This is a genomic window from Streptomyces sp. Y309 (genome assembly GCF_056712025.1).
In genome coordinates this window covers 67,725-87,201 of sequence record NZ_JBWYAE010000002.1, presented here as the reverse complement: position 1 = coordinate 87,201, position 19,477 = coordinate 67,725, and the positions used below count along the sequence as shown (strand labels likewise).

The following is a 19,477-nucleotide window of genomic DNA, read 5'->3' as shown; positions in this document are numbered from 1 at the left end:
GGTTACGGCCTTCCCAGACGGCGCAGGGCCACCAGTGCGAGGACGGCGGCGGTCGGCGGCACCAGCAGCCACACGTCCGCGTCCCGCACCCGCGGGGCAGTGTGGGCGCCGCGGCCGTGCACGCAGTGCTGCCGGGCCGGGCCCGCGACCCAGGCGCACGCATCATCGCGATCCCCAACGCCGGCCCGCGCAGACGCAGCAGCAGTAGCCGCGGCCCGTGCGGACGGTTCCGCGGCGGCCGGCCACCGCGCGGGCGCCGTGCTCACCACGGCGATGCACACGGCGAGCAGCACCCCGAGCACCGCGAGCACCAGGGTGAGGCGGCGGGCCGCGGCGCGGCGGCGAGCGTGGTCCCATTCACGGCAGGTGCTCACCTCAGGCCCCTCTTCTCGGTGGGAGCCGGCCCGACCGCGGCGTGCGGGGCGAGCTGCGTGCTCGTGCCGGCGACGGGGCGCTGGCCGGGGGTGGTGGTGATGCGGGAGGCGATCCGCCTCAGGGCGGGGATGACGACCTTGATGCGGCCGGTGTTCTGCCGCGGCGCGGTCAGCAGGAATTCCCCGGCGCGGTCCGTGCTGCCGACGGGGGAGAGGTTGGTGGTGACCAGCCGCACCAGCTCGGGATCGTCGCCGTCCAGGCCGATGAACTCCAGCCCTGTGCGGGCACGTTCGCGGTCGGTGGTGCGACCCAGGGCCCGGTAGGCCATCAGGCCGCGGTCGGGCCCGAGTTCCTCAGCCGCGTGGGCAGCGGCGAAGAGGCCGGCGTCGTGCTTGCGGCCGTCGTGGAGGATTTCGTGGACCAGGGCGGTGCCCTCGGCCGAGGAGGTGAGCCAGTACAGCTCGTCCGCGACGATGGCGCAGAACCGGCTCAGGTCGGTGAAGGCCGCCTGGCGGGCTATCGCCGCGATCAGATACAGCACCGCCCGGCCGATGAGAGCCTCCAGCGGCTGCTGGTGAAGGATCTCGGGATGGGCGAAGGCCTGCTTGGGCGGCAGCGTCAGCCCCGCCGTGGTAATCACAATGAAGTCGCAGGCCTCGGCGCTGTCCAGGCGCACCCGCGCCAGCGCGGGATCGAACACCATCGCCGCCAGAGGGCTGCCGGCGACCACACGCAGCAGGCCGGACAGGGTGGCGGCGGCGTCCTGGCGCTTGCCGCTCTGCCCGGCCGCCATGGTCTCCAGGACCTCCAACACCCGGTGCATGGACGGCTCGGGGCCGGCGGCGGCCTGTTCGACGGCGTGGTGCAGCACCTCGCCGCTGGTGCTCATCGGGCCGATGCCCAACTGCAGGGTGAGGTAGCTGAACGCGTAGTGCCGGCCCTCGGGCCCGGGAAAGAGCCGCAGCGGGTCGATGGACAGTTCGGCCTTGGCGGCATCAATGATCTGGCAGCGGCCCGGCGCCGCCGTCTGGGCGAAACAGGCCCACTCACGTAACGGAGTACGGTCGATGCAGATCGCCCGTCCGCCGCGGTCCACCACACACGCGCTGACGATCTTCTCCAGCACACTCTTGCCGCCGCCGAGATCGCTGACCACACCGAGGGAGGCGGAGGCGTCGTGCTTGGGCGCATCGGCCACGTTGATCATCACGGGGCGGGTGGTGCCGCAGTCCAGGTCCAGCCCCAGCAGGATCCCGGCCGGATCGCCGACCTCGCTGTGGGTGAACGCCCCGGCCGTCGCCCAGTCCTCACCGACCTGGTGCTGGGTGAACTCCCGCAGCCGCTGCGGGCGCACAGTCCCGGGCAGTCCCAGAGCGAACAGCTCCGCCTGCAGCCCCACCGGGCGCACCGCCCGGTAGTCCGCGCCCGCCAGCAGCTTCTCCAGCGCGCGGGCCCGCGCGTCACACAACGAGGCGGTCGGAGCCCACACATGCAGCGCGGTGACGGACTGGACCTCGACCTCCACCGACGTGCGGGAGAACCGCCCGTCCAGCTCGCCCAGATCGCCGGCCGCATCCGGCAGCGAGGCGGGCATCCCGGTGGGCCGCGCGTCGTACTGGTCGGCCTGGTCGACGAGTTCGTTTCTCTTGCGCTGCACCTGCTGACGCGCCTTCTCCGCGCTCACCAGCGTCAGATCGACGGTGAAGTCGACGGGGAAGTCCAGGACCTCCAGCTGGGCGAAGAGGTCGGCCGCATCGATCGACACCGCCCGCGGGCACTCGGCCAGCGCCAAATGGGCCTGATAGCCGGTGCCTTGATCGGTTTCGACCTGCAGCCACCGGCGCCGCAGCGGCGAGCCGCCGCCCTGCTGCGTCCACCACTTCGCCCGCCGGGCACCCCTACCCGCCGCCGACGAGACCAACGAGGCGCCGTCCAGGTCAGGGGCGGCTTCGCGGCCGCCTTCCTCGAGGCGGACCTGCGCGAGATCGGCGTAGCTCGGCGAGCGCAGCACCCCGCCCATGGCCTGAGCGTCGTAGGCCTGGCTGCGCACGGCTTCGCCCAGCAGCGGCTCGGCTAGACCGCGGTGCAGGGCGTGCTGGATCATCCACACGATCTCCGCCGGCTTCGCCGGCCGGTAGGGGACCCCGCCCGACAGATGCGCCTCCACCTGAGCGGCCTTCTCCCGGCAGGCGTTCACCTCCGCCAGCGTCACCGGCGCCGCCCGCAGCCCGAACGCGTCAGCGACCTCCGCCCACAGCGCCGCGGCCGCCTTCAGCCCCGGGGCCTCGCTCTGCAGCGGCACGGCCAGCCACCAGGTGCGCTGGTGCATCTCCTGCCCGTCCAGCAGATCCAGAGCCGCCTCCAGATGCTCCACCCACCCCCGCGCCTGAGGGAGCAGACGGCCGTCCTCGTCCTGAAGGCCCTCGGTCATCCGCCACACGACCTCGGCGGCATCCACCTGCGCGCACAGCCCGAACAGCCGCGGCGCGCCGCCGGCCAGCGAACGCACCATCGTCGTCACCTTCTCCAGCAGCTCGGCGCGCACGGCCGCGGGGATGTAGGTGCCAGGGACGCTCTCCTGCACCTGGCCCTGGGCATCGGGGCCCGGATGGATCCGGTACACGGCCCACGGGTGACCGTGGGTGGACCACAGCAGGTGACCGGCGATGTGCCGGATGGGAACCCGCATCACTGGCCTCCGTCCTGCGACGGGAGTTGGACCCGCACGAGCAGCGCCTGCACTGGCGACAGCGGAGCCCCGACCACCGGGGACGGCCCGCACTGGGCCCGGTGCGGCCGCCCGGTCGGCGACCGGCATGAACGCGAGCCCGGGCCCCGACGACCCATGCGCATGCGCGGCACCGAGTCGTCGGCCGGTGCAAGGCGCTCACGCGAAGGCTTCGGGCGGGGGAGATCTTCGAGGACGAAGCCGCCGCCCAGGCGCCGGGCGGGCCGATCCCGCGCGGCGCGCCGGCCGATCCGGCCGCCCGCAGGCTGCCCCGCCAGGGCGAGCAGCCCCAGGGCGGCCGACAGCGGGCTGCGCCCGCCGATCCGGGGCCGGCGCAGCATCCAGATCCCCACGATCCAGGCGGCCAGCACGAGCACGCCCCCGGCCGGCCCGAGCACCGTCCACACCGGGAGCGTCTGGACCAGGACGAAGCCGCCGATGACGGCCAGCGCGATCTGCGCGGCGTTGTAGGGGCCGAACGGCAGCCGCCAGTCCGCCCATTTGCCCATCACCCACGGATGCCGGCGCGCGGCCGTGTAGAAGCGGGCCAGCCGCGGCCCCGCCGCGGGCGCGCTCACACCCGCCCCCCGAACTGCCCTGCCAGCAGCGGATCGTGGCCGCGAGGGTCGGTCTCGAAGGCAGGCGCGCTCTTGGCCGGGTTATCCACCTCGTCCTTGAAGATGCCGGCCAAGTCATTGCGCGCGCTGTACAGGCCCAGCGCGATCACCATCAGGATCAGCGCGCCGATGCCAGCCTTGAGGCTCAGCCGCTGCACCATCACCACGACAACGATCACGATCAGCGCTGCCTGCAGCCCCGTCGTTCCCCAGTCCTTGGCGGTGCCGATCCAGGAGTCCCCCAGATCCGCGAGCTTGCCCGCCACCGCCACCTTCTCCAGCGGATCCATCAGGGCTCACCGCCCGCACGGCTCGCGGACACCGCGGCGATCTCCCACCGGCCCCCGCGCGCCGTCACGGTGAGCTCATACGCCAGTGGCCACCGCCCGGATGTGTCGTGGGCCTCGACTTGGACCAGGACATGCACCTTCGTCCCCGCGCGCGGCACCGAGCCGTCGGCCGCCGAGTCCTCGCGCGCGGCCACCTCCGTGACCGACACCGACGTCGCGGCCGCCGGGGAGACCGCGGACAGCTTTACCGCCGGCGCCAGGTAGCGGGCGACCTCGCCCTGCCCGGCCAGATACGCCGACAGGAACTGCTCGGCCGTCTCGGTCAGCGGCCCGTCCTCGACGGTGACCTCGTAACCGGAGTCCGGCACCCCCAGCCGGGCGGGCCCCGCCACCAGCGCCGGCGCTGCCGTCACCGCGAACGAGCCGCCGTCCGCAGAGACGGCGGCGGGCACGGCGAAGTAGCGCACCGCATCCGCGTACTGCGCGGCCACCGTCACCGACCATGCCCCACCGCCGCGCGGTGTGCTGCGCACCGGCGTCACCCTGCGCGGCGCGGGAGCATCCTCGGCCCTCGAGGGCAGGGCGACATCGGGGGCCATCGACTGCGCCTGCTCGGCAGCCGGCCCGGAGTGGTCATCGGTGCTGCGCAGCCAGGCGTCGACGAACTCGGCGGCATACCCGGCCGGATCGGCCGCCGCGACGACACTCGTGCGCTGCGGCTTCGGCGCGGGCGCGGCCGCGACGGGGGGCGAGGGCTGGAGGGCGCTCACGGCCAGCGCGAGCGGGCCGGCCGCGAGCGCCGCCCACACCGCGATGCGGCCCCACTGCACGCGGCGGCGCATCTGGGCGAGCGTCACACCGGCGGCCACCGGCGCCGCCACCGGGTCCGGTGAGGCGATGGAGGGGGACATGCGCGACCTCCAAGGGAGAGCAGATGGGTTGATACAGCGAGACAACCCACCGGCCCCGACCGGTCCGTCGACCATCGCGCCCCACCACAGCGACGAACCAGTCACGAAAATGTGGTCGAGGAAGCGGCAGCGTCTACCACCCCGCAGCGCAGCTATGAACGGCCGCAGCGGAGCCCGCCCGGCGGATCAGCGTCCCGCCCCGCCGTGACCGATCGCTGCCATTGCTCGCGCGCCCGCGCTTAGAGCGACAGCACCCACCATCCGGGCAGCCAGGGGCTGGCTGACGTGACCGATAGCCGCATCAGTCCGAACAGCCGTTGCAAGCCCGGCTGTCGGTCACTCCGAGGCACGCAGCTCTGACCTGCATGGTCGGGCCCACGCGTCGGTATACACGCCCGCCACCCGGGGTGGTCGACGTCGACCACAAGGTTCTGCCCAGCCATCCGGCAGCTCCTCGCCACTGCTGCACGGACGCTGGTCACCACCGGCCGTGGTGACCAGTCACCAGCCGTTGATCGGTCATCGCACGGCATGAACGAGTGCGGGGCAGGCGGGTTAAGGACCGGTGACAGATCTCCCCGCAGCGGTCATCGGTCACTGGTGCACGGGCGCCGGTGCCCGACCACGCAAGGGCGCGCGGTGGCCCGCCCCGTCACCGGCCCTGCCATCGAGCGCAACGAGTCCACCGGCCACCGGCCCAGGGAGCGGTTGGCGGCCCTCCCGACTCCGGAACCCCCTCGACCATGCGGTTGTTGTCGGTTCGTCGCTGTGGTCGGGGCGCGATAGTCGACGAGCCGGTCGGGGCCGACGGCTTACCTGACCCCATGAACCAGGCATCTCCCGCTGCGGCAGCCAACTCCAGGCCAAGGACCTGTCGATGCCACCGCGGACACCGCCACAGCCGTCCACGCCGCCTGGGCCCGCGCCCCGCATCGACGCCACCCTCAGCGTGCGGGCTGCTCCTGGCCATCGGGGCCGAGCACCCCGAACTGCTCCGCCCCAACCTGCGCCGCACCGCACCCGAAGGCAACGGCAGCTGCTCAGCCTGCAACACCACCTGAAGCCTCGCCTCGCCCGGCGGGCTGCCACCTCCACGACTGAGGGAGACCATGCCCCCGCATCCACGCACCAACATCACGACAGCAACAGGCCCCGCCCTGCGTCCCTTCGCCGGCCAGCCGGGCCGCCTGGAGCGAGAACTGCGCCGCCCTCGCCGCCGGGGCTTCCCCGCCCACGACTACATCGACGAGCACACCGCCTGGGGATGGCTCCGCTGGACGCCTCCCCGCGACCCCCGAGCCGCTGCGAACGACCTCCCGCTCCAACAGATCGGCATCCGCTCGCCCGAACCCACGCTCCGCGAACGCTGTGCGAACCGATGGCTCACCCGGCGCCCACCGCAACGCATCGAGCTCGACCACGGCGGCTCGGTCACCGTCGCGACCCTCACCACCGCCCTCGCCTGTGTCCTTGGCCTGATCCTCGCGCTCGGCCACGGCATCCCGGCCGCTCTCGCCATACCCCTGTCGATCCTGCTCCCCCTCCTCGTCGACCACCTACCCGCTCGCCTCGATGCCTGCGCCCGCCGCAGCGTGCGCATCGTCGACGCTCCCGCATCCACGCACTACCTGCAGCACCTCGTCGCCGCGCACACACAGATCAACGAGGCCGCGGTGCGCCACCCCACCGCCGAGCAGCTCGACGCCGTCCACCTCAGCCACCGCGCCCTGTGGGACGTCGCGGGCCTCCTCACCGATCCCGCCGGGCCACCGCACGACCGGGACCTGCTCACCCGCGCACAACTGCTCGCAGACCTCGCCTACCAGGCCGTCGACGCGGCCACCGCCCAACGCCAGCTCGAGCACGCCATCGCCTGCCCACCCGAGCCCGATGCCAAAGCGGTCCCGGAGCATGCCGACGGCCAGGAGCCGGAAGACGACGCGTGCCAGACGCAGACTGCCCACACCCTCGCCACCGCCGCGGAAGGGCTCCAGCACGCTGCGGCCGCCGCACGCCACGCCACGCCACGCAGCACCTGCACCAACTCGACACCTGACACCTACACGCCGCCGAGTGAAAGGGCACCGGCCATGACCACCCACACCCCGGACACCCCCACAGCCCCCCACCTCTACCTGCTCGTGGTCCACGAGCCGTACTGGCCGCCGCACCAAACCCGCGAGGTCAATACCACCATCGTCGCGGCCGCCACCCTCCTGCACCGCTACGTCCTGCAGCCCGACGGGCTGCGCATCCACGCCCTCCTTGCGAGTCGGCGGCGCGAACCCGGAGAGATCGTGCCGCTGGCCACCCTCACCCACGAACTCGGCGCCCCGCGCTGGGACCAGGTCGGCGACTGGGAACGGGTCGCAGCCGACCTGCTCGCACTCGCCCGTTTAGGAGACTGCCAGGCGCTGACCATCGGCCTGCCCGCCGTAGACCGAGCGCTGCTAAGCAACGGACCCGACGCGCAGATCACCAACTTCAACCCGGCAACCGGCGCCCGCGAAGTCCACGGACCAGCCGAACGCGCAGCCCTCCTGCGCACCCTGACCGACCGGCTGCGCCAGGCCGAATCGGCACGCCCGCTGTGGCCCGGTGACACCCTGCGGCCCAACCCCCACCCCGGCCACGAGGACTTCGAGACCTAGCCGATTCCCGACGCAGCCGGACGCCACACCGAGCCTCGGGCCGGACTCGGCCACGGTCGCCTCCATCCCCACGACGCCCTAAGCGGGTGGGTGTTCTGCGAGTACTCAGCGGAGTTGTGGTGCTTGAGGGCGAGTTGTTCGGTTCGAGGGTTTCACGGTAGGCCGGAGGAGCGGTGCGCTGGTGGCCGTGGACGGGCGCGTGCCGTACCCGAGCAACCTGTCGGATGAAGCGTGGGAGCTGATCCGGTCGGTCATCGCCGCGTGGAAGGCGAAGCATCCCTCGGTCAGCGGGCACGAGGGCGGCTAGGCGATGCGGGAGATCGTGAACGCGCTGCTGTACCAGGCCCGGACCGTCTGCCAGTGGCGCTATCTGCCCTATGACCTGCCGCCGAAGAGCGCCGTGTATTACTACTTCGGGCTCTGGCGTGACGACGGGACCACCGAGACCATCCATGACCTGCTGCGCTGGCAAGCCCGTGAACTGCGCAAACGGCACGAGGACCCCACTGCCGTGGTGCTGGACTCGCAGACCGTGCGGGCCTCGGTGAACGCGCCGGAGGAGACCACCGGGCTGGATCCGGGCAAGCGGAGCTCGGGCCGGAAACGAGGAATCGCCACCGACACGATCGGCCTGATCATCGCCGTGCTCGTGGTAGCAGCGAGCGTGCATGACAACGCGATTGGAACCGCCCTGCTGGACAAGGTCGCCGCGAGCGCGCCCGCCGTGACCAAGGCGTGGGTGGACGCAGGGTTCACAGAAGCCGTCGTGGAACACGGCACCCGCCTCGGCATCGACGCGGAGATCGCCCAACGCGAGGCAGGGGTGCGCGGTTCACCCCGCAGCTGAAGCGGTGGGTGGCCGAGCAGACTCTCGGCACCCTCATGCTGCACAGACGTCTCGTGCGTGACTACGAAACCAGGCCAGCCAGCCCGGTGGCCTGGATCCACTGGTCAATGACCGACGTCATGCTCCGCCGTCTCACCCGCACCACCACCGTGACCTGGCGCGACCCGCCCGGCACCCCACCTCCTTGACGGGGCAGGAGCGTCGATGAAGCATCTCCTGGACAAGATCGAAGCCCGGCAACGGCTGGTCCGTGATACAGCCGGGCAGCTGCGTGAGCAGATCGCGCCGGCCGAACGCACCCTGGAACACCTGGACATCACCCGCGAGACGATGCTGGAACTGGCTGCCGAGGACGGCATCGAACCGCCCGAGCCGCTGCCACCCGGATACCGCGAGGTCCTCGCCGTCTTCGAGCAGGCCGGCCACGGGCTCCGCGCGAAGGAGGTCTGCGAGATCCTGGGCATCGGCACCGAGCCGCGGCACACCGAGAGCATCCGCGCCAAGCTGAAACACCTGGTCGACCGCGACATTCTCACCGAGCCCGAACCCGGCCTGTTCACCCTCACCCAGCCGACCGGCACCCCAACCACCAACCCGGCCTGAAACGCGGCGAAACCACCGCAGAACATCCACTGAGGAGACGCTCGGCTTCGCGGGGGTGGGCGCTGCCGCGCGCCTCGTGTGGGCGTGTATTCCCGCTCTCCCGCCTGTGCCCAGCACGTGTGATCGTCTAGGATCGCGGGAGCTCCCCACCGCGGGGGGTGACGGCGCCGGGCGGGTGAGGCAACGGCCCAGCGGGCAGGGACGTTTGGTGCTGGACGTTGGCAGGCCCGTCAGCGGGCTGCTGGAGCAGGGGTCACCGGTGCCGAGCCACATACGTTCCTTTTGGGTCATGTCCCCGGGACAGGGCGAGATCGTAACTTCTGCTGGCCTGCCAGCTGGTGATGGTGTCGTCGTTCGGACGCTGTACTCGGCAGTCAGCCGAGGCACGGAGTCGCTGGTTTTCCAGGGGCGGGTCCCCGCGAGTCAGTACGCGGCCATGCGTGCCCCCTTCCAAGACGGCAACTTCCCCGGGCCGGTCAAGTACGGGTACCTCAACGTCGGCCGGGTGGAAGCGGGGTCGACGGAGCTGGTGGGCAAGGTCGTCTTCAGTCTGTATCCGCACCAGACTCGTTTCCGTGTCCCGGCCGGAGCTCTCACGCAAGTGCCCGATGGCGTGCCGCCGGAGCGTGCCGTGCTGGCCGGGACGGTCGAGACCGCGCTCAATGCGCTGTGGGACGCGCCACCGCGGATAGGTGACCGGATCGCGGTGGTGGGTGCGGGCATGGTCGGCTGCTGCGTGGCCGCTCTCCTGGCCCGGTTCCCCGGGCTTCGGGTGCAACTCGTCGATGTCGATCCATCCCGCGTGACGGTTGCCGCGAAGCTGGGTATTGCCTTTGCCGATCCCACGCAGGCCACGGACGACTGCGATCTCGTCTTCCATGCCAGCGCCACTCAGGCCGGGCTTCGGCGCTCCCTCGAACTGCTCGCTCCCGAGGGCTGTGTGGTCGATCTGAGCTGGTACGGGGACCGGCCGGTGACACTGCCGCTCGGCGAGCTCTTCCACTCCCGGCGTCTGTCGCTGCGCAGTAGCCAGGTCGGCGCGATTCCGCCGGAGCGGCGCGGGCGGCACACGGCCGCCGACCGGCTGGAACTGGCGCTCGACCTCCTGCGGCACCCCGTCTTCGACGCCTTGATCACCGGCGAGTCCGATTTCGACGAACTCCCGCGGGTCATGGCCCAGATCGCCACGGGCGGGCTGCCCGGCCTCTGCCACCGCATCCGCTACGACCCCCATTGACCCGCACTTGCATCTGACCTGCCGCCGACACCCTTTCAGAGAGGTCATGTTCACCGTCACAGTCCGCGATCACCTCATGATCGCCCACAGCTTCCGCGGCGAGATATTCGGCCCCGCGCAGCGCCTGCACGGAGCGACCTACCTGGTCGACGCGACCTTCCAGCGGCCGGAGCTGGACGGCGACAACCTCGTAGTCGACTTGGGCCTGGCCGCTACGGAGCTGCACAGGATCGTCGAGACCCTCTCGTACCAAAACCTCGATGACGACCCGGACTTCGCCGGCATCAACACCACCACGGAGTTCCTCGCCAAGGTCATAGCCGACCGCCTCGCCGCCCGCATCCACGACGGAGCCCTCGGCTCGGGAGCCGGCGGTCTGACGGGGCTCACGGTACGGCTCCACGAATCGCACATTGCGTGGGCCGACTACCAACGGGCGCTCTGACTGCCGCGGCCATGGCCATACGTCCGTATGTACTGCTGTCGGCGGCCGTCTCATTGGACGGCCGCCTCGACGACTCTGCCCGAGGACGGCTTGTGCTCTCCAACCACCAGGACTTTGACCGTGTCGATGGCGAGCGCGCCGCGGCGGACGCCATCCTGGTCGGCGCCTCCACCCTGCGCAGGGACAACCCGCGCCTGCTGGTGAAGAGCGCCGAACGACGCGCCCGGCGCGTCGCCGCCGGACGGCCGGAGCATCCGCTGAAGGTCACCGTCACCGCGTCCGCCGAGTTGAACCCGGATCTCGCGTTTTGGCACTCCGGCAGCGCAAGGCTGGTCTTCACGGTGGACGGTGCCCTGTCCCGGGCCCGCCGTACCCTGGGCGCACTCGCCTCGGTGATCAGCACAGGACCCGCCGTCGACTGGCCCCGGCTCCTCGACGAACTCGGCCGACGGGGGGTGGAACGGCTCCTGGTGGAAGGCGGCGGCACCATCCACACTCAGCTGCTGGCCCAGAACCTGGCCGACGAACTCCACCTCGTCGTCGCCCCGTTGCTGGTGGGCGAAGCCGCCGCACCGCCGTTCCTGTCCCCGGCGCCGTATCCCGGCGGTCCTAGGGCCCGTATGAAACTCCTCGAAGCACGCCCCATCGACGACGTTGTGCTGCTGCGATATGCGCCGAAACAGCTCTCCACGTCCTTCGGTTGACGGCCCGTGTTGATCTGAAACGGCTGAGGTTCTGAGTCGTTGATCGGTGTGTGAGTGAACTGGTTGGGGGATCACGACACTTGTCGCCGTCGGCGCAAGAAGCATTGCGGATGCGCGCGGTGGCCGCGCTGGTCGAGGGCCGCGGCCGTACGGCGTCGCGGCGTTGTTCAAGGTGTCACCCAAAGCCGTGGACGGCTGGTGGGCGAAGTGGTGTTCTGGTGGGCGCGAGGCGCTGGCCGCGCAGTCTCGGGGCAAGCGGACCGGAGAACATCAGGTGCTCTCCGAGGCCGAGCAGCAGGCGGTGCGCCCTTCACCGAGCGGTTCGACGCGCGCGTGATGTGCCGCTTCCGGGGCCGGCTCATCGGCCACGTCGACAAGAAGGTGCACCTGGTCGTGAAAGGTCCGCGACTGGCTCACCGCCCACGCCGGCCGGATCGAGCTGCACTGCCTGCCGCCGTACTCGCCCGAACTCAACCCCGACGAGTTGGTCAACGCAGATCTCAAACGCAGCTTGCTGATGCACAGCCGGGCCTGCGATCAAGCCCAACTCGCCACCGAGACCCGCCGCTTCTTCCAACTCCGCCAGCGCCAACCCCACATCGTCCGCGGCTACTTCGGCGGACCTGACGTCCGCTACACCCTCGAATGGAACCAATGAAGTTTCGGTCAATGGGCATCACCGACTTCTTGGGGTAACAACACCCCGAACTTCACAGCGAGTTGACCACGGACCTCATCGTCGAGCAGCGCTCCCGTCGGACCCTCATATCACAACAGTGAGCCCCCGCGCGCGAAGCAACACCTCGCTTCCCTCCAAGCCTTAACGAGCCCGTGCGTGGTTGGCCATGGCGCGTCAGAAGCCGCGGATGCACCACCAACCATGCACGAGCTCGTTAAGAGAGCATCCGTTCCGGATGCCTCGCGCGCCTCTGACGCGAGGCATCCGGAACTCATACGCCCTATGCGTCCAGCGGCTGCGGCTGAAGCGCGCTGAATTCGCTAGCACTGGGCACAGGGGCAGAGCGCTCGTTGGCGGGAGCTGCGGCGGAGTTATTCGCAGCCAGGTTGTTAGCGGGGGGCTGGATGGCCATGGCAACGGACGCACCACCCACGCCGAGGATCGAGACAGCGCTCAAAGTAGCCGCCGTCTGCGCAATCTGGCGAGTGCGAATTATCATTCCTTTTCCTTCCTATCTCTGGCGAGCTTTTGCCCGGCCAGTTTATTCCACAACAGGTTTCACCCGCTGGGGGATGGCTACAGGATGGGAACATCCCCGAGTTGCCCCGGGGCGTGTAGTGCGACTTGCAAGCAGTTCGGGATCTGCGCATGGATCTCGTCGTGTACACGCGATGATTTTTCGGGCCAGACGCGTGGGTCGAATCTCAATTCGACATTTAGCGTCGGCATGGCTCCACCGCTGAGGAGAAAGCGGGTGCTTCCCGCTTCACAAAATGCCGGACCTCCGACACTGGAAGCGAAGGGATGAACTCTATGTACATCGACATGGTCAGTGAGCGTCCCGCAGACGTCAGACGGTGTGATCCAATTCCCGCCAGGGAGCCTGACTGAGTCATTTTGGCGACCGAGTGGGAGAAATCCATGCTCCCCCCACCGCTTGCAGGGAAGAGCTGCCAATTCTGCAAGATCGCCGGGCAAGTAACGCACGCGAGGCTCGATACTCACGTGCGGGTAGAATCCGGTGACCGCCAGCAGGCCACGCCCTCCAGGTTCGACCGGAGTCCTGGTCTCAGTGTCGAGCACTTCAGCAAGAGCAGTCGGCGGCATGTGGAAATACCCGCACGACGAACAGGACAGCGCATTGCATACACGCATCTCCGAGAATCCATAGAGAGCCGTCACCTCGGCCTTCCACCAGTCGCCGAGACGCTGCTTCCATCGGGGAGATAGAAATTCGCGAGCCACAACTAGGCGCTGGATTCCAAGGTCGTCCACCCTTCCGCGCCGATGGAGCAAATCCAAGGTCAGCCCTTTGAGGAAGAATAGAGAGGTACAGATCTCCCTGACCGCATCCATGGAGGCGAACGGCTCGACCTCCCGTTCCAAGAGGAGCGCAATTTGCTCATGATTTTGTGGAGACCCGAGCAGGTGAACTGTTGCATCGGAAGGAAACCCGCTGAAAGCAGTCGCGCCATGAATGGCGTCCAGCAGCACAAGTGACCTTGGGCTGGAGCCATCCCTGATATCACCCAAGTCCAGCTCCTCGGGGAGCGTTAGAAAAGGAGTGGGCACTCCAGTAGTGCCACTGGTGTAACCAATCGCGGCCGACGTTATCGGCCCGGTGCGGAGATCCCGGCGGATCGCGCTCCAGGCATCGGGTGTCAGCACGGGAAGCCCGCTCAGTATCTCTCCAGCATTGGCTGCCGAAATTGATTCTTCGGCGAGATATGTCTGGTAGTGAGGACTGAATTTCTGAAGGAACTTGAGTGTGCTGGCGAGCTGATCCGTGCGATACGAAATCAGGGCGGACGTGTCCGATGCCGTACGCTCCGCCTGGAGTGTGGCTGACAAGGCGTTTCCTCCGCTAAATTGATCGGCTCCTGTGTCTTCTGCTGGAGCTGCGGCCTTTAGCCCCAGGTCACATCGTTGGTTGTGGCCGGCGTGTCGGCTCCCGCGGCCCACGCGGCATTCGGTGAGGCCGGAAGCGTGTCCCGGGAAAGCGTGAGCGGTAAACCTGCGACGAGAGTGGCAATTGCTACGAACGCGACAGCGCGAGAAAAAGTCATGATTCCACCCTCAGTGAATATGCGACAGGTCAGTGAGTTGCCCCGGGGTTCTTCATTCCCTCTGCCTCGCGGCGCCGGAGACATGTACTACCGTCACCGATGAGAGTAATCCAGGGAAGGGGAATCCCCTGTCCTAAACATGACCTGGCATATCCCGTCCATTGGGTCCTTCCCGAAACCCCAGGTCGTAGAAGCCGGGGACCATTCGCACGCCGCAATGCCGCAGCGTGAGCCCGGCGAGGTCCGGGTGAGTGTCCAACGCGCGCTGGCAGATCCGGGCTGCAAGCCGTTCGGCCTCTTCCACGCTCGGAGCGAGCACGAACAATCCCACCACTGGGCCGCCGCCGACGTCCGTGTGGTAAACGACGTGCTCAAGCCCCTCGCCGGCGCTGCCACTATCGAAGATCAATTGAGCGGCGTGCGGAGGCGGGGGCGCATCATCCGCTCGGTGAAGTTGTGCGTGGACCAGGTACATGCTTGAGAGCATCAGGGTTCGCAAATCGCCCCACAAGGAATATATGAAGGCCTATCTATGCCGTTGCAGAAATAGGCCACGCGTTCACGCGTGCGCCTCGTAGGCTTAGGGCCTCACCAACTTCCCCTGCCTGAAGGAGAAACAGGTGCTGGAGACCCTGGGGCTCTCGCCGATGGCCGAGAGGGTGTATCGGGCGATGCTCGTCCACCCGAAGGAGGGGGTCGTGCAGTTGGCTCGGCGGCTGGAGGCGCCCGAGCAGACCGTCCGCGACAGCCTTGATCAACTCAGTGCGCTGGCTATCGTCCAGCCCTCGCACGACGAAAAGAATGGCCTGCGAGCTGTCACTCCCGAGGCAGCGATGGAGATGCTGCTCGCTCGCCAGCAAGCCGACCTGGCGGCACAGCAGTTACGTGTTGAGGCATCTCGTGCGGCAGCAGCACGCCTCATCGCGGAATGCTCCGGCACGAGCCGGCGCACTGCCGACGACGAAGAGATCATCGGCGTGGACGCGATCCGTGAGCGCCTGGGGTCGCTCGCCCGTCAGACTCAGTCCGAGATCATGACCTTTGCGCCAGGTGGCGCGCACACCGCGGCCGATCTCGAAGCCAGCCGGGGACCCAACGAAGAACTTCTTCGCCGTGGGATAATCAGCCGCACTATCTACGCCGACAGCGTGCGAAACCACCGAGCCACCCTCGAGCATGTCCACTGGCTCAACCAGCACGGCGCCGCCGTACGCACCACCGTCGCCCTGCCCGTTCGGATGATCATTTTTGACCGGGCCAAAGCAGTGCTTCCCACCGATACAGGCGACACGAAGGCCGGAGCCGTCCTCCTGGCGGGCGAGGGCACCATCACGGCGCTCTGCGCTCTCTTCGAGGCTACTTGGGATTCGGCTACCCCCCTCGGTGAAACCGCTCCAACTGCTGCGCATGGCCTGAGCACCCAGCAGGCAGAGATGCTCAAACTTCTCGGCACGGGACTGACAGACGAGGCCATCGCCGCAAGGTTCGGGATATCCCCCCGCACAGCACGCCGTACGGCTGCCGAACTAATGGACAAGTTGGAAGCCCGGAGTCGCTTCCAAGCCGGTGTGCATGCCGTGCGGCGTGGGTGGCTCCCTCTCAACCCGTGAAGTGGCCATCGGCGGCAACTTATCGGCCTCCTTCGACAACAGAGGTGCTCCGTGGGCATCGGGAGAATCATTTGCGGCGACGGGCCCCAGGCGTCGTCGCCGTTGGGTACGTCGGATCAGATCTGAGTGGATGTTCTGCGGTGGTTTCGCCGCGTTTCAGGCTGGGTTGGTGGTTGGGGTGCCGGTCGGCTGGGTGAGGGTGAACAGGCCGGGTTCGGGCTTGGTGAGAATGTCGCGGTCGACCAGGTGTTTCAGCTTGGCGCGGATGCTCTCGGTGTGCCGCGGCTCGGTGCCGATGCCCAGGATCTCGCAGACCTCCTTCGCGCGGAGCCCGTGGCCGGCCTGCTCGAAGGCGGCGAGGACCTCGCGGTATCCGGGTGGCAGCGGCTCGGGCGGTTCGATTGACCCCGGTCGCTACAGTGGCCCAGCACGCCATCTTGCAGCCGACCTTTCCGGACCGGTGGGATCGCGGTGTGCGCCCACTACCGCTCGGCCGCGCCTCAGGCAGTCCTGAATCGGTCCGGGCACATGGTTCGAGTGCGGCGCCGTGTCGGCACCCGCTTCTCTTTTGGGCATAGCTCTCGCGCTGGCCCGTCGGCACGGTGTGGAGATGCCGATCACGCTCTCTTCTCAGCGTGTACGCGCCTGCTGGCCTCTTCGAGGACTTCTTCTGCACGCGCGCCGCAGCGTGCCCAGGTGACGCCGAGCCTCACCTGGATTGCCAGAGTCTGACTTTCTGCCCTGACGGGCTGTGCGATCGCTGTTCGCAGTTGCTCAGCCAAGCTATCGACGGCGGCCGGGGTGACCGTATCGGCAAGCACGACGAATTGATCATCTCCCACCCTGGCGGTGGTCCACTCATCGCGTACGACACTAGTGATCCGCCTGGCCACTTCGACGAGAACGGTGTCACCCGCTGTCCGTCCAAGGGCGTCATTGATGGCTCGGAACCCCCTTATGTCGCACATGACGACCGCAAGGGTCCTGGCGTCGTCCAACGCGGGTCTCACTGCGTTCTCCGGGCCGCAGGAGGGGAGCTGGATGTGCAAGTGCCCTTCGGAGGAGTTCGGGTCAGTGCCGCCTGAGTTGGGTTGGGGGAAGGCGGCTGGTGCCGTGCATAGCTTGGCGGAGAGACGCCTGCGTAGGTCAGTGACGTTGGGGAGGTCGGTAAGCGGGTCGTGGCTGACCTGGTGCAGGAGCTGGAGTTCTTGGAGTTTGCGCTCCCCGATGTCTTCGACGTGGGTGAGCAGGAAGCGGGGCCCGTCCGCGGCGTCGGCGACGACCGAGTTCCGCAGCGACACCCATACGTACGTCCCGTCCCTGCGCCCGAACCGCAGCTCGGCCCGCCCGCCCTCCGCCGACGTACGCAGCAGCGTCCCGATGTCCTCGGGGTGCACGAGGTCGGAGAAGGAGTAGCGCCGCATCGAGGAGGCCGGGCGGCCGAGGAGGCGGCAGAGCGCGTCGTTGGTGCGCAGGATGCGGCCGTGCTGGTCGCCGCCCATCTCGGCGACGGCCATGCCGCTGGGCGCGTACTCGAAGGCCTGCCGGAAGCTCTTCTCGCTGGCGCGCAGCGCCTGCTGCTCGCGCTCCAGGCGGCCCAGGGCGCGCTGCATATTGGCGCGAAGACGCGCGTTGCTGATGGCGATGGCGGCCTGGAAGGCGTAGGCCTGCAGTACTGTGCGCTGTTCCCGGCCGGGCCTGCGGCCGTTGTGGGGCCGGCCCACGGAGATCACGCCGATCAGTCGGCCGCCGTCGGCCGCTCCGGTCGCGTACATGGGTGCGAAGAGCCGGTCGGAGGGGTGCCACTCGTCCTCGAAGCGGGGCTCGGGTCCCTCGGTGTACCACTGCGGCACGTCGTCCTCGTCGAGGACCCAGCCCTCCGTGTACGAGATGAAGCGCAGCGCGCCCCAGGCCTCGCCCATGGTCAGGCGGCGCTCCCAGGACTCGCGCGAGCCGACGCGGCCGGTGATCAGTGCCTCGGCGGCGGGATTGCCCGCGAAGGCGGCGACGACGAGATCGCCGTCCGGGCGTACGAGATTGACGCACGCCAGCTCATAGCCAAGGCCGTTGACCACGCCGTCGGCGACGGTCTGCAGCGTGTCCGCGAGGCTGCGGGCCGTGTGAAGTTCCTCGAAGGACTCGTGCAGGCTGTAGGCCTCTTCCGCCGCGTAGGCGGGATTCCTGACAAAGGAGGTACGGCCCACCTGATTGCGTCCCAGGCATTGAGGGTCGGGGCGCCCCTGTCGCTTCAAGATGGATTGCATTCCCATGAAGACGGCGTCGAGGTCGAGCAGTTCCGGCGCATCGGATATGCCGTCGGTCAACACGCGGACGAGAGCACCGGTGAACGCCGTGTACGGATCGCCCGGCGGGGCCAGGGCAAAAGCGTTCTCAGCCGCCGCCGCGAGCACGTAGGTGCCTTCCGCTTCGGCCAACTCCACCATGCTCGATCCAGACGACTGCACCCCCATCGCGCGAGCGCTGAAGCAGCAGTCGAGGATCACGATGCATCGCTGGGCAGGGCTCGCCGATAGCCCCATGCGTACCCAGTCATAGGGGAACGCCGTCGAATGAACGGATCGCTTGTCACTATCGGGCATGGCTAGATGAAGCCGACCTTTGAGGTCGAGCAGCCCATGCCCGGCGTAGTACAGCAGGAAGGTGTCCGGCGCGGCTTGGGCTGTCCGGAAGATGGCCTCATCCACCTCGCGCATCGAGGCAGGGTTGAGCAACTGATGGCACCGCGAGGCTCCCAGGCCCCACACATCCTCGGCGAACAGATCGATGAGAGTGGCCAGGTTGCGTCCCACCGCGGGCAGATCTTCCAGGGATTCGAACTTGTCGACGCCGATGAATAGGGCTTGAGATCGCTCGGGATCAGGAAGCCTAGACATGATCTCCCTACTGCCGACCGAGCAGATGTTCCACCAGCTGCTGCGCCTCTTCCGGTGACGTGCCGGTGACGGTCACCTTAGTGCCGTCCTCGCGCTCGACGGTGAGCGTCGGTTGCTGCGGCCGAGTAGCCCGCCACGAAGCGATAGAGAGCCCCAGTGTGGCGGCACTGAAGCCGCTGCTCAGTGCCAGCGAGACGATGTCGAGCGCTGCTCCCTGCTGACCGGAGGCAGACGGCATCGAGGACGTCAGACCAATACGCGCGGTGCTGCGGACCCTTCGATCCATGAGCAGCCACTCGTAGAGAGACTGAGCGTTGTCCTCGTCAGTGTCGTCAACGATCTGTAAGGTCACCTGCAAGTACCCACCGCCGCAATCGTTTTGGGTAGAGCCGCCAGCATAGAGCGAACACGTACCCGAGCCACGTGATACGCGGAGCAGCGCGATGGCGGGTTGCCTTTTGCGGTGGCGGGCAGATGACCACGCACGGCCCCGCGCTGCGGGTCTATGGGGAAATGCCGGACGGGTGTTCGCTGTTGGAAGGGGTGGGTGCACAGGGTGGAAAGCCATTGACGCTGACGGGTCCGACCGGTTCAGGCTGGTGGGACTGATGTGAAGCAGCAGGGAGTTCGGCGTCCTGGCGGGCGAGGCTGGCCTAGAGGCATTCAGCCCGCGGTGGATCCGGGCCATCGAGGCGAGCGACGCACCGTTCGGCTTCGAATTCCTGATCAGCTCAACCGTGCGCGGGCAGCCGGGGGGCGCGGATCACCCGGAAGGGGATGCCGCGGACGCCCACGCACCCGTCGAGCACGAATCGCGAAC

At 68.5% G+C, this 19,477-nt stretch carries 17 protein-coding genes and 3 pseudogenes; 11 read left to right on the top strand and 9 right to left on the bottom strand.

Annotated features, from left to right (window positions below; all coding sequences use genetic code 11):
* Positions 1 to 2: 2 nt before the first annotated feature.
* From AC0KTA_RS39775 to AC0KTA_RS39755, 5 genes are read right to left on the bottom strand one after another with little or no spacing between them, the layout of a single operon-like run.
* Positions 3 to 374, bottom strand: coding sequence for a hypothetical protein (locus AC0KTA_RS39775; protein ID WP_481056825.1), 372 nt, complete (start codon positions 372 to 374; stop codon positions 3 to 5).
* Positions 371 to 3,064 (bottom strand): ATP-binding protein, encoded by a 2,694-nt coding sequence (locus AC0KTA_RS39770; RefSeq protein ID WP_481056824.1) that lies wholly within the window; start codon positions 3,062 to 3,064, stop codon positions 371 to 373. Before AC0KTA_RS39770 ends, AC0KTA_RS39775 begins: the two co-directional genes overlap by 4 nt.
* Positions 3,064 to 3,681 carry a hypothetical protein gene (locus AC0KTA_RS39765; protein ID WP_481056823.1) on the bottom strand — a complete coding sequence of 206 codons (618 nt, stop codon included), beginning with the start codon at positions 3,679 to 3,681 and terminating at the stop codon, positions 3,064 to 3,066. The genes AC0KTA_RS39770 and AC0KTA_RS39765 overlap by 1 nt, the downstream gene beginning before the upstream one ends.
* Entirely contained in the window at positions 3,678 to 4,010 is a 333-nt protein-coding gene (locus AC0KTA_RS39760; RefSeq protein ID WP_481056822.1) for a hypothetical protein, read from the bottom strand. The genes AC0KTA_RS39765 and AC0KTA_RS39760 overlap by 4 nt, the downstream gene beginning before the upstream one ends.
* The gene (locus AC0KTA_RS39755; protein WP_481056821.1) at positions 4,010 to 4,921 is read right to left on the bottom strand and encodes a conjugal transfer protein; all 912 of its coding nucleotides are present in this window, start codon (positions 4,919 to 4,921) and stop codon (positions 4,010 to 4,012) included. Before AC0KTA_RS39755 ends, AC0KTA_RS39760 begins: the two co-directional genes overlap by 1 nt.
* Before the next feature lie 1,109 nt (positions 4,922 to 6,030).
* Between AC0KTA_RS39755 and AC0KTA_RS39750 the strand changes: the two genes are divergently transcribed.
* The 9 genes and pseudogenes from AC0KTA_RS39750 (at position 6,031) to AC0KTA_RS39710 (ending at position 12,066) form a co-directional block, all read left to right on the top strand.
* The gene (locus tag AC0KTA_RS39750; RefSeq protein ID WP_481056820.1) at positions 6,031 to 7,572 is read left to right on the top strand and encodes a MerR family transcriptional regulator; all 1,542 of its coding nucleotides are present in this window, start codon (positions 6,031 to 6,033) and stop codon (positions 7,570 to 7,572) included.
* A gap of 187 nt (positions 7,573 to 7,759) precedes the next feature.
* A pseudogene (locus AC0KTA_RS39745) lies at positions 7,760 to 8,607 on the top strand (IS5 family transposase).
* Between the two features lie 16 nt (positions 8,608 to 8,623).
* Positions 8,624 to 9,022, top strand: a complete 399-nt coding sequence (locus tag AC0KTA_RS39740) for a hypothetical protein (RefSeq protein WP_481056819.1) — start codon at positions 8,624 to 8,626, stop codon at positions 9,020 to 9,022.
* Between the two features lie 289 nt (positions 9,023 to 9,311).
* Entirely contained in the window at positions 9,312 to 10,259 is a 948-nt protein-coding gene (locus AC0KTA_RS39735) for a zinc-dependent alcohol dehydrogenase (protein WP_481056818.1), read from the top strand.
* 46 nt (positions 10,260 to 10,305) lie between these two features.
* On the top strand, positions 10,306 to 10,704 hold the full coding sequence (locus AC0KTA_RS39730) for a 6-pyruvoyl trahydropterin synthase family protein (RefSeq protein ID WP_481056817.1): 399 nt from the start codon (positions 10,306 to 10,308) through the stop codon (positions 10,702 to 10,704).
* A gap of 11 nt (positions 10,705 to 10,715) precedes the next feature.
* Complete coding sequence (locus tag AC0KTA_RS39725; protein ID WP_481056816.1) at positions 10,716 to 11,408, top strand: RibD family protein; 693 nt, start codon at positions 10,716 to 10,718, stop codon at positions 11,406 to 11,408.
* A 172-nt stretch (positions 11,409 to 11,580) separates the two neighbouring features.
* Positions 11,581 to 11,745, top strand: coding sequence for a hypothetical protein (locus tag AC0KTA_RS39720; RefSeq protein WP_481056815.1), 165 nt, complete (start codon positions 11,581 to 11,583; stop codon positions 11,743 to 11,745).
* A gap of 96 nt (positions 11,746 to 11,841) precedes the next feature.
* Positions 11,842 to 11,898: pseudogene (locus AC0KTA_RS39715) on the top strand (hypothetical protein); the annotation flags it as partial.
* Between the two features lie 21 nt (positions 11,899 to 11,919).
* Positions 11,920 to 12,066, top strand: coding sequence for a hypothetical protein (locus AC0KTA_RS39710; protein ID WP_481056814.1), 147 nt, complete (start codon positions 11,920 to 11,922; stop codon positions 12,064 to 12,066).
* A 597-nt stretch (positions 12,067 to 12,663) separates the two neighbouring features.
* Here the strand turns inward: AC0KTA_RS39710 and AC0KTA_RS39705 are convergent.
* Positions 12,664 to 13,938: a phenylacetate--CoA ligase family protein gene (locus AC0KTA_RS39705; RefSeq protein WP_481056813.1), complete on the bottom strand. Its 1,275-nt coding sequence runs from the start codon at positions 13,936 to 13,938 to the stop codon at positions 12,664 to 12,666.
* Between the two features lie 835 nt (positions 13,939 to 14,773).
* Here AC0KTA_RS39705 and AC0KTA_RS39700 point away from each other — a divergent pair.
* Entirely contained in the window at positions 14,774 to 15,763 is a 990-nt protein-coding gene (locus AC0KTA_RS39700) for a helix-turn-helix transcriptional regulator (RefSeq protein WP_481056812.1), read from the top strand.
* Between the two features lie 126 nt (positions 15,764 to 15,889).
* Positions 15,890 to 16,168 carry a hypothetical protein gene (locus tag AC0KTA_RS39695; protein WP_481056811.1) on the top strand — a complete coding sequence of 93 codons (279 nt, stop codon included), beginning with the start codon at positions 15,890 to 15,892 and terminating at the stop codon, positions 16,166 to 16,168.
* A gap of 212 nt (positions 16,169 to 16,380) precedes the next feature.
* On the opposite strand, the gene cdgB is transcribed toward AC0KTA_RS39695, so the two are convergent.
* From cdgB to AC0KTA_RS39680, 3 genes and pseudogenes are all read right to left on the bottom strand, one after another.
* Positions 16,381 to 17,910 carry a diguanylate cyclase CdgB gene (cdgB, locus tag AC0KTA_RS39690; protein ID WP_481056949.1) on the bottom strand — a complete coding sequence of 510 codons (1,530 nt, stop codon included), beginning with the start codon at positions 17,908 to 17,910 and terminating at the stop codon, positions 16,381 to 16,383.
* Positions 17,911 to 18,018: 108 nt separating this feature from the next.
* Positions 18,019 to 18,657, bottom strand: a pseudogene (locus AC0KTA_RS39685) (caspase family protein); the annotation flags it as partial.
* Positions 18,658 to 18,664: 7 nt separating this feature from the next.
* Positions 18,665 to 19,009 (bottom strand): effector-associated constant component EACC1, encoded by a 345-nt coding sequence (locus tag AC0KTA_RS39680; protein ID WP_481056810.1) that lies wholly within the window; start codon positions 19,007 to 19,009, stop codon positions 18,665 to 18,667.
* Positions 19,010 to 19,477 lie beyond the last annotated feature (468 nt).

Excerpts from the sequence above, each read along its gene's own strand:
- AC0KTA_RS39770 (WP_481056824.1), bottom strand. The coding sequence starts at position 3,064 with ATGCGGGTTCCCATCCGGCACATCGCCGGTCACCTGCTGTGGTCCACC.
- AC0KTA_RS39760 (WP_481056822.1), bottom strand. The coding sequence starts at position 4,010 with ATGGATCCGCTGGAGAAGGTGGCGGTGGCGGGCAAGCTCGCGGATCTG.
- AC0KTA_RS39750 (WP_481056820.1), top strand. The coding sequence starts at position 6,031 with ATGCCCCCGCATCCACGCACCAACATCACGACAGCAACAGGCCCCGCC.
- AC0KTA_RS39735 (WP_481056818.1), top strand. The coding sequence starts at position 9,312 with ATGTCCCCGGGACAGGGCGAGATCGTAACTTCTGCTGGCCTGCCAGCT.
- AC0KTA_RS39755 (WP_481056821.1), bottom strand. The coding sequence starts at position 4,921 with ATGTCCCCCTCCATCGCCTCACCGGACCCGGTGGCGGCGCCGGTGGCC.
- AC0KTA_RS39740 (WP_481056819.1), top strand. The coding sequence starts at position 8,624 with ATGAAGCATCTCCTGGACAAGATCGAAGCCCGGCAACGGCTGGTCCGT.
- AC0KTA_RS39725 (WP_481056816.1), top strand. The coding sequence starts at position 10,716 with ATGGCCATACGTCCGTATGTACTGCTGTCGGCGGCCGTCTCATTGGAC.
- AC0KTA_RS39730 (WP_481056817.1), top strand. The coding sequence starts at position 10,306 with ATGTTCACCGTCACAGTCCGCGATCACCTCATGATCGCCCACAGCTTC.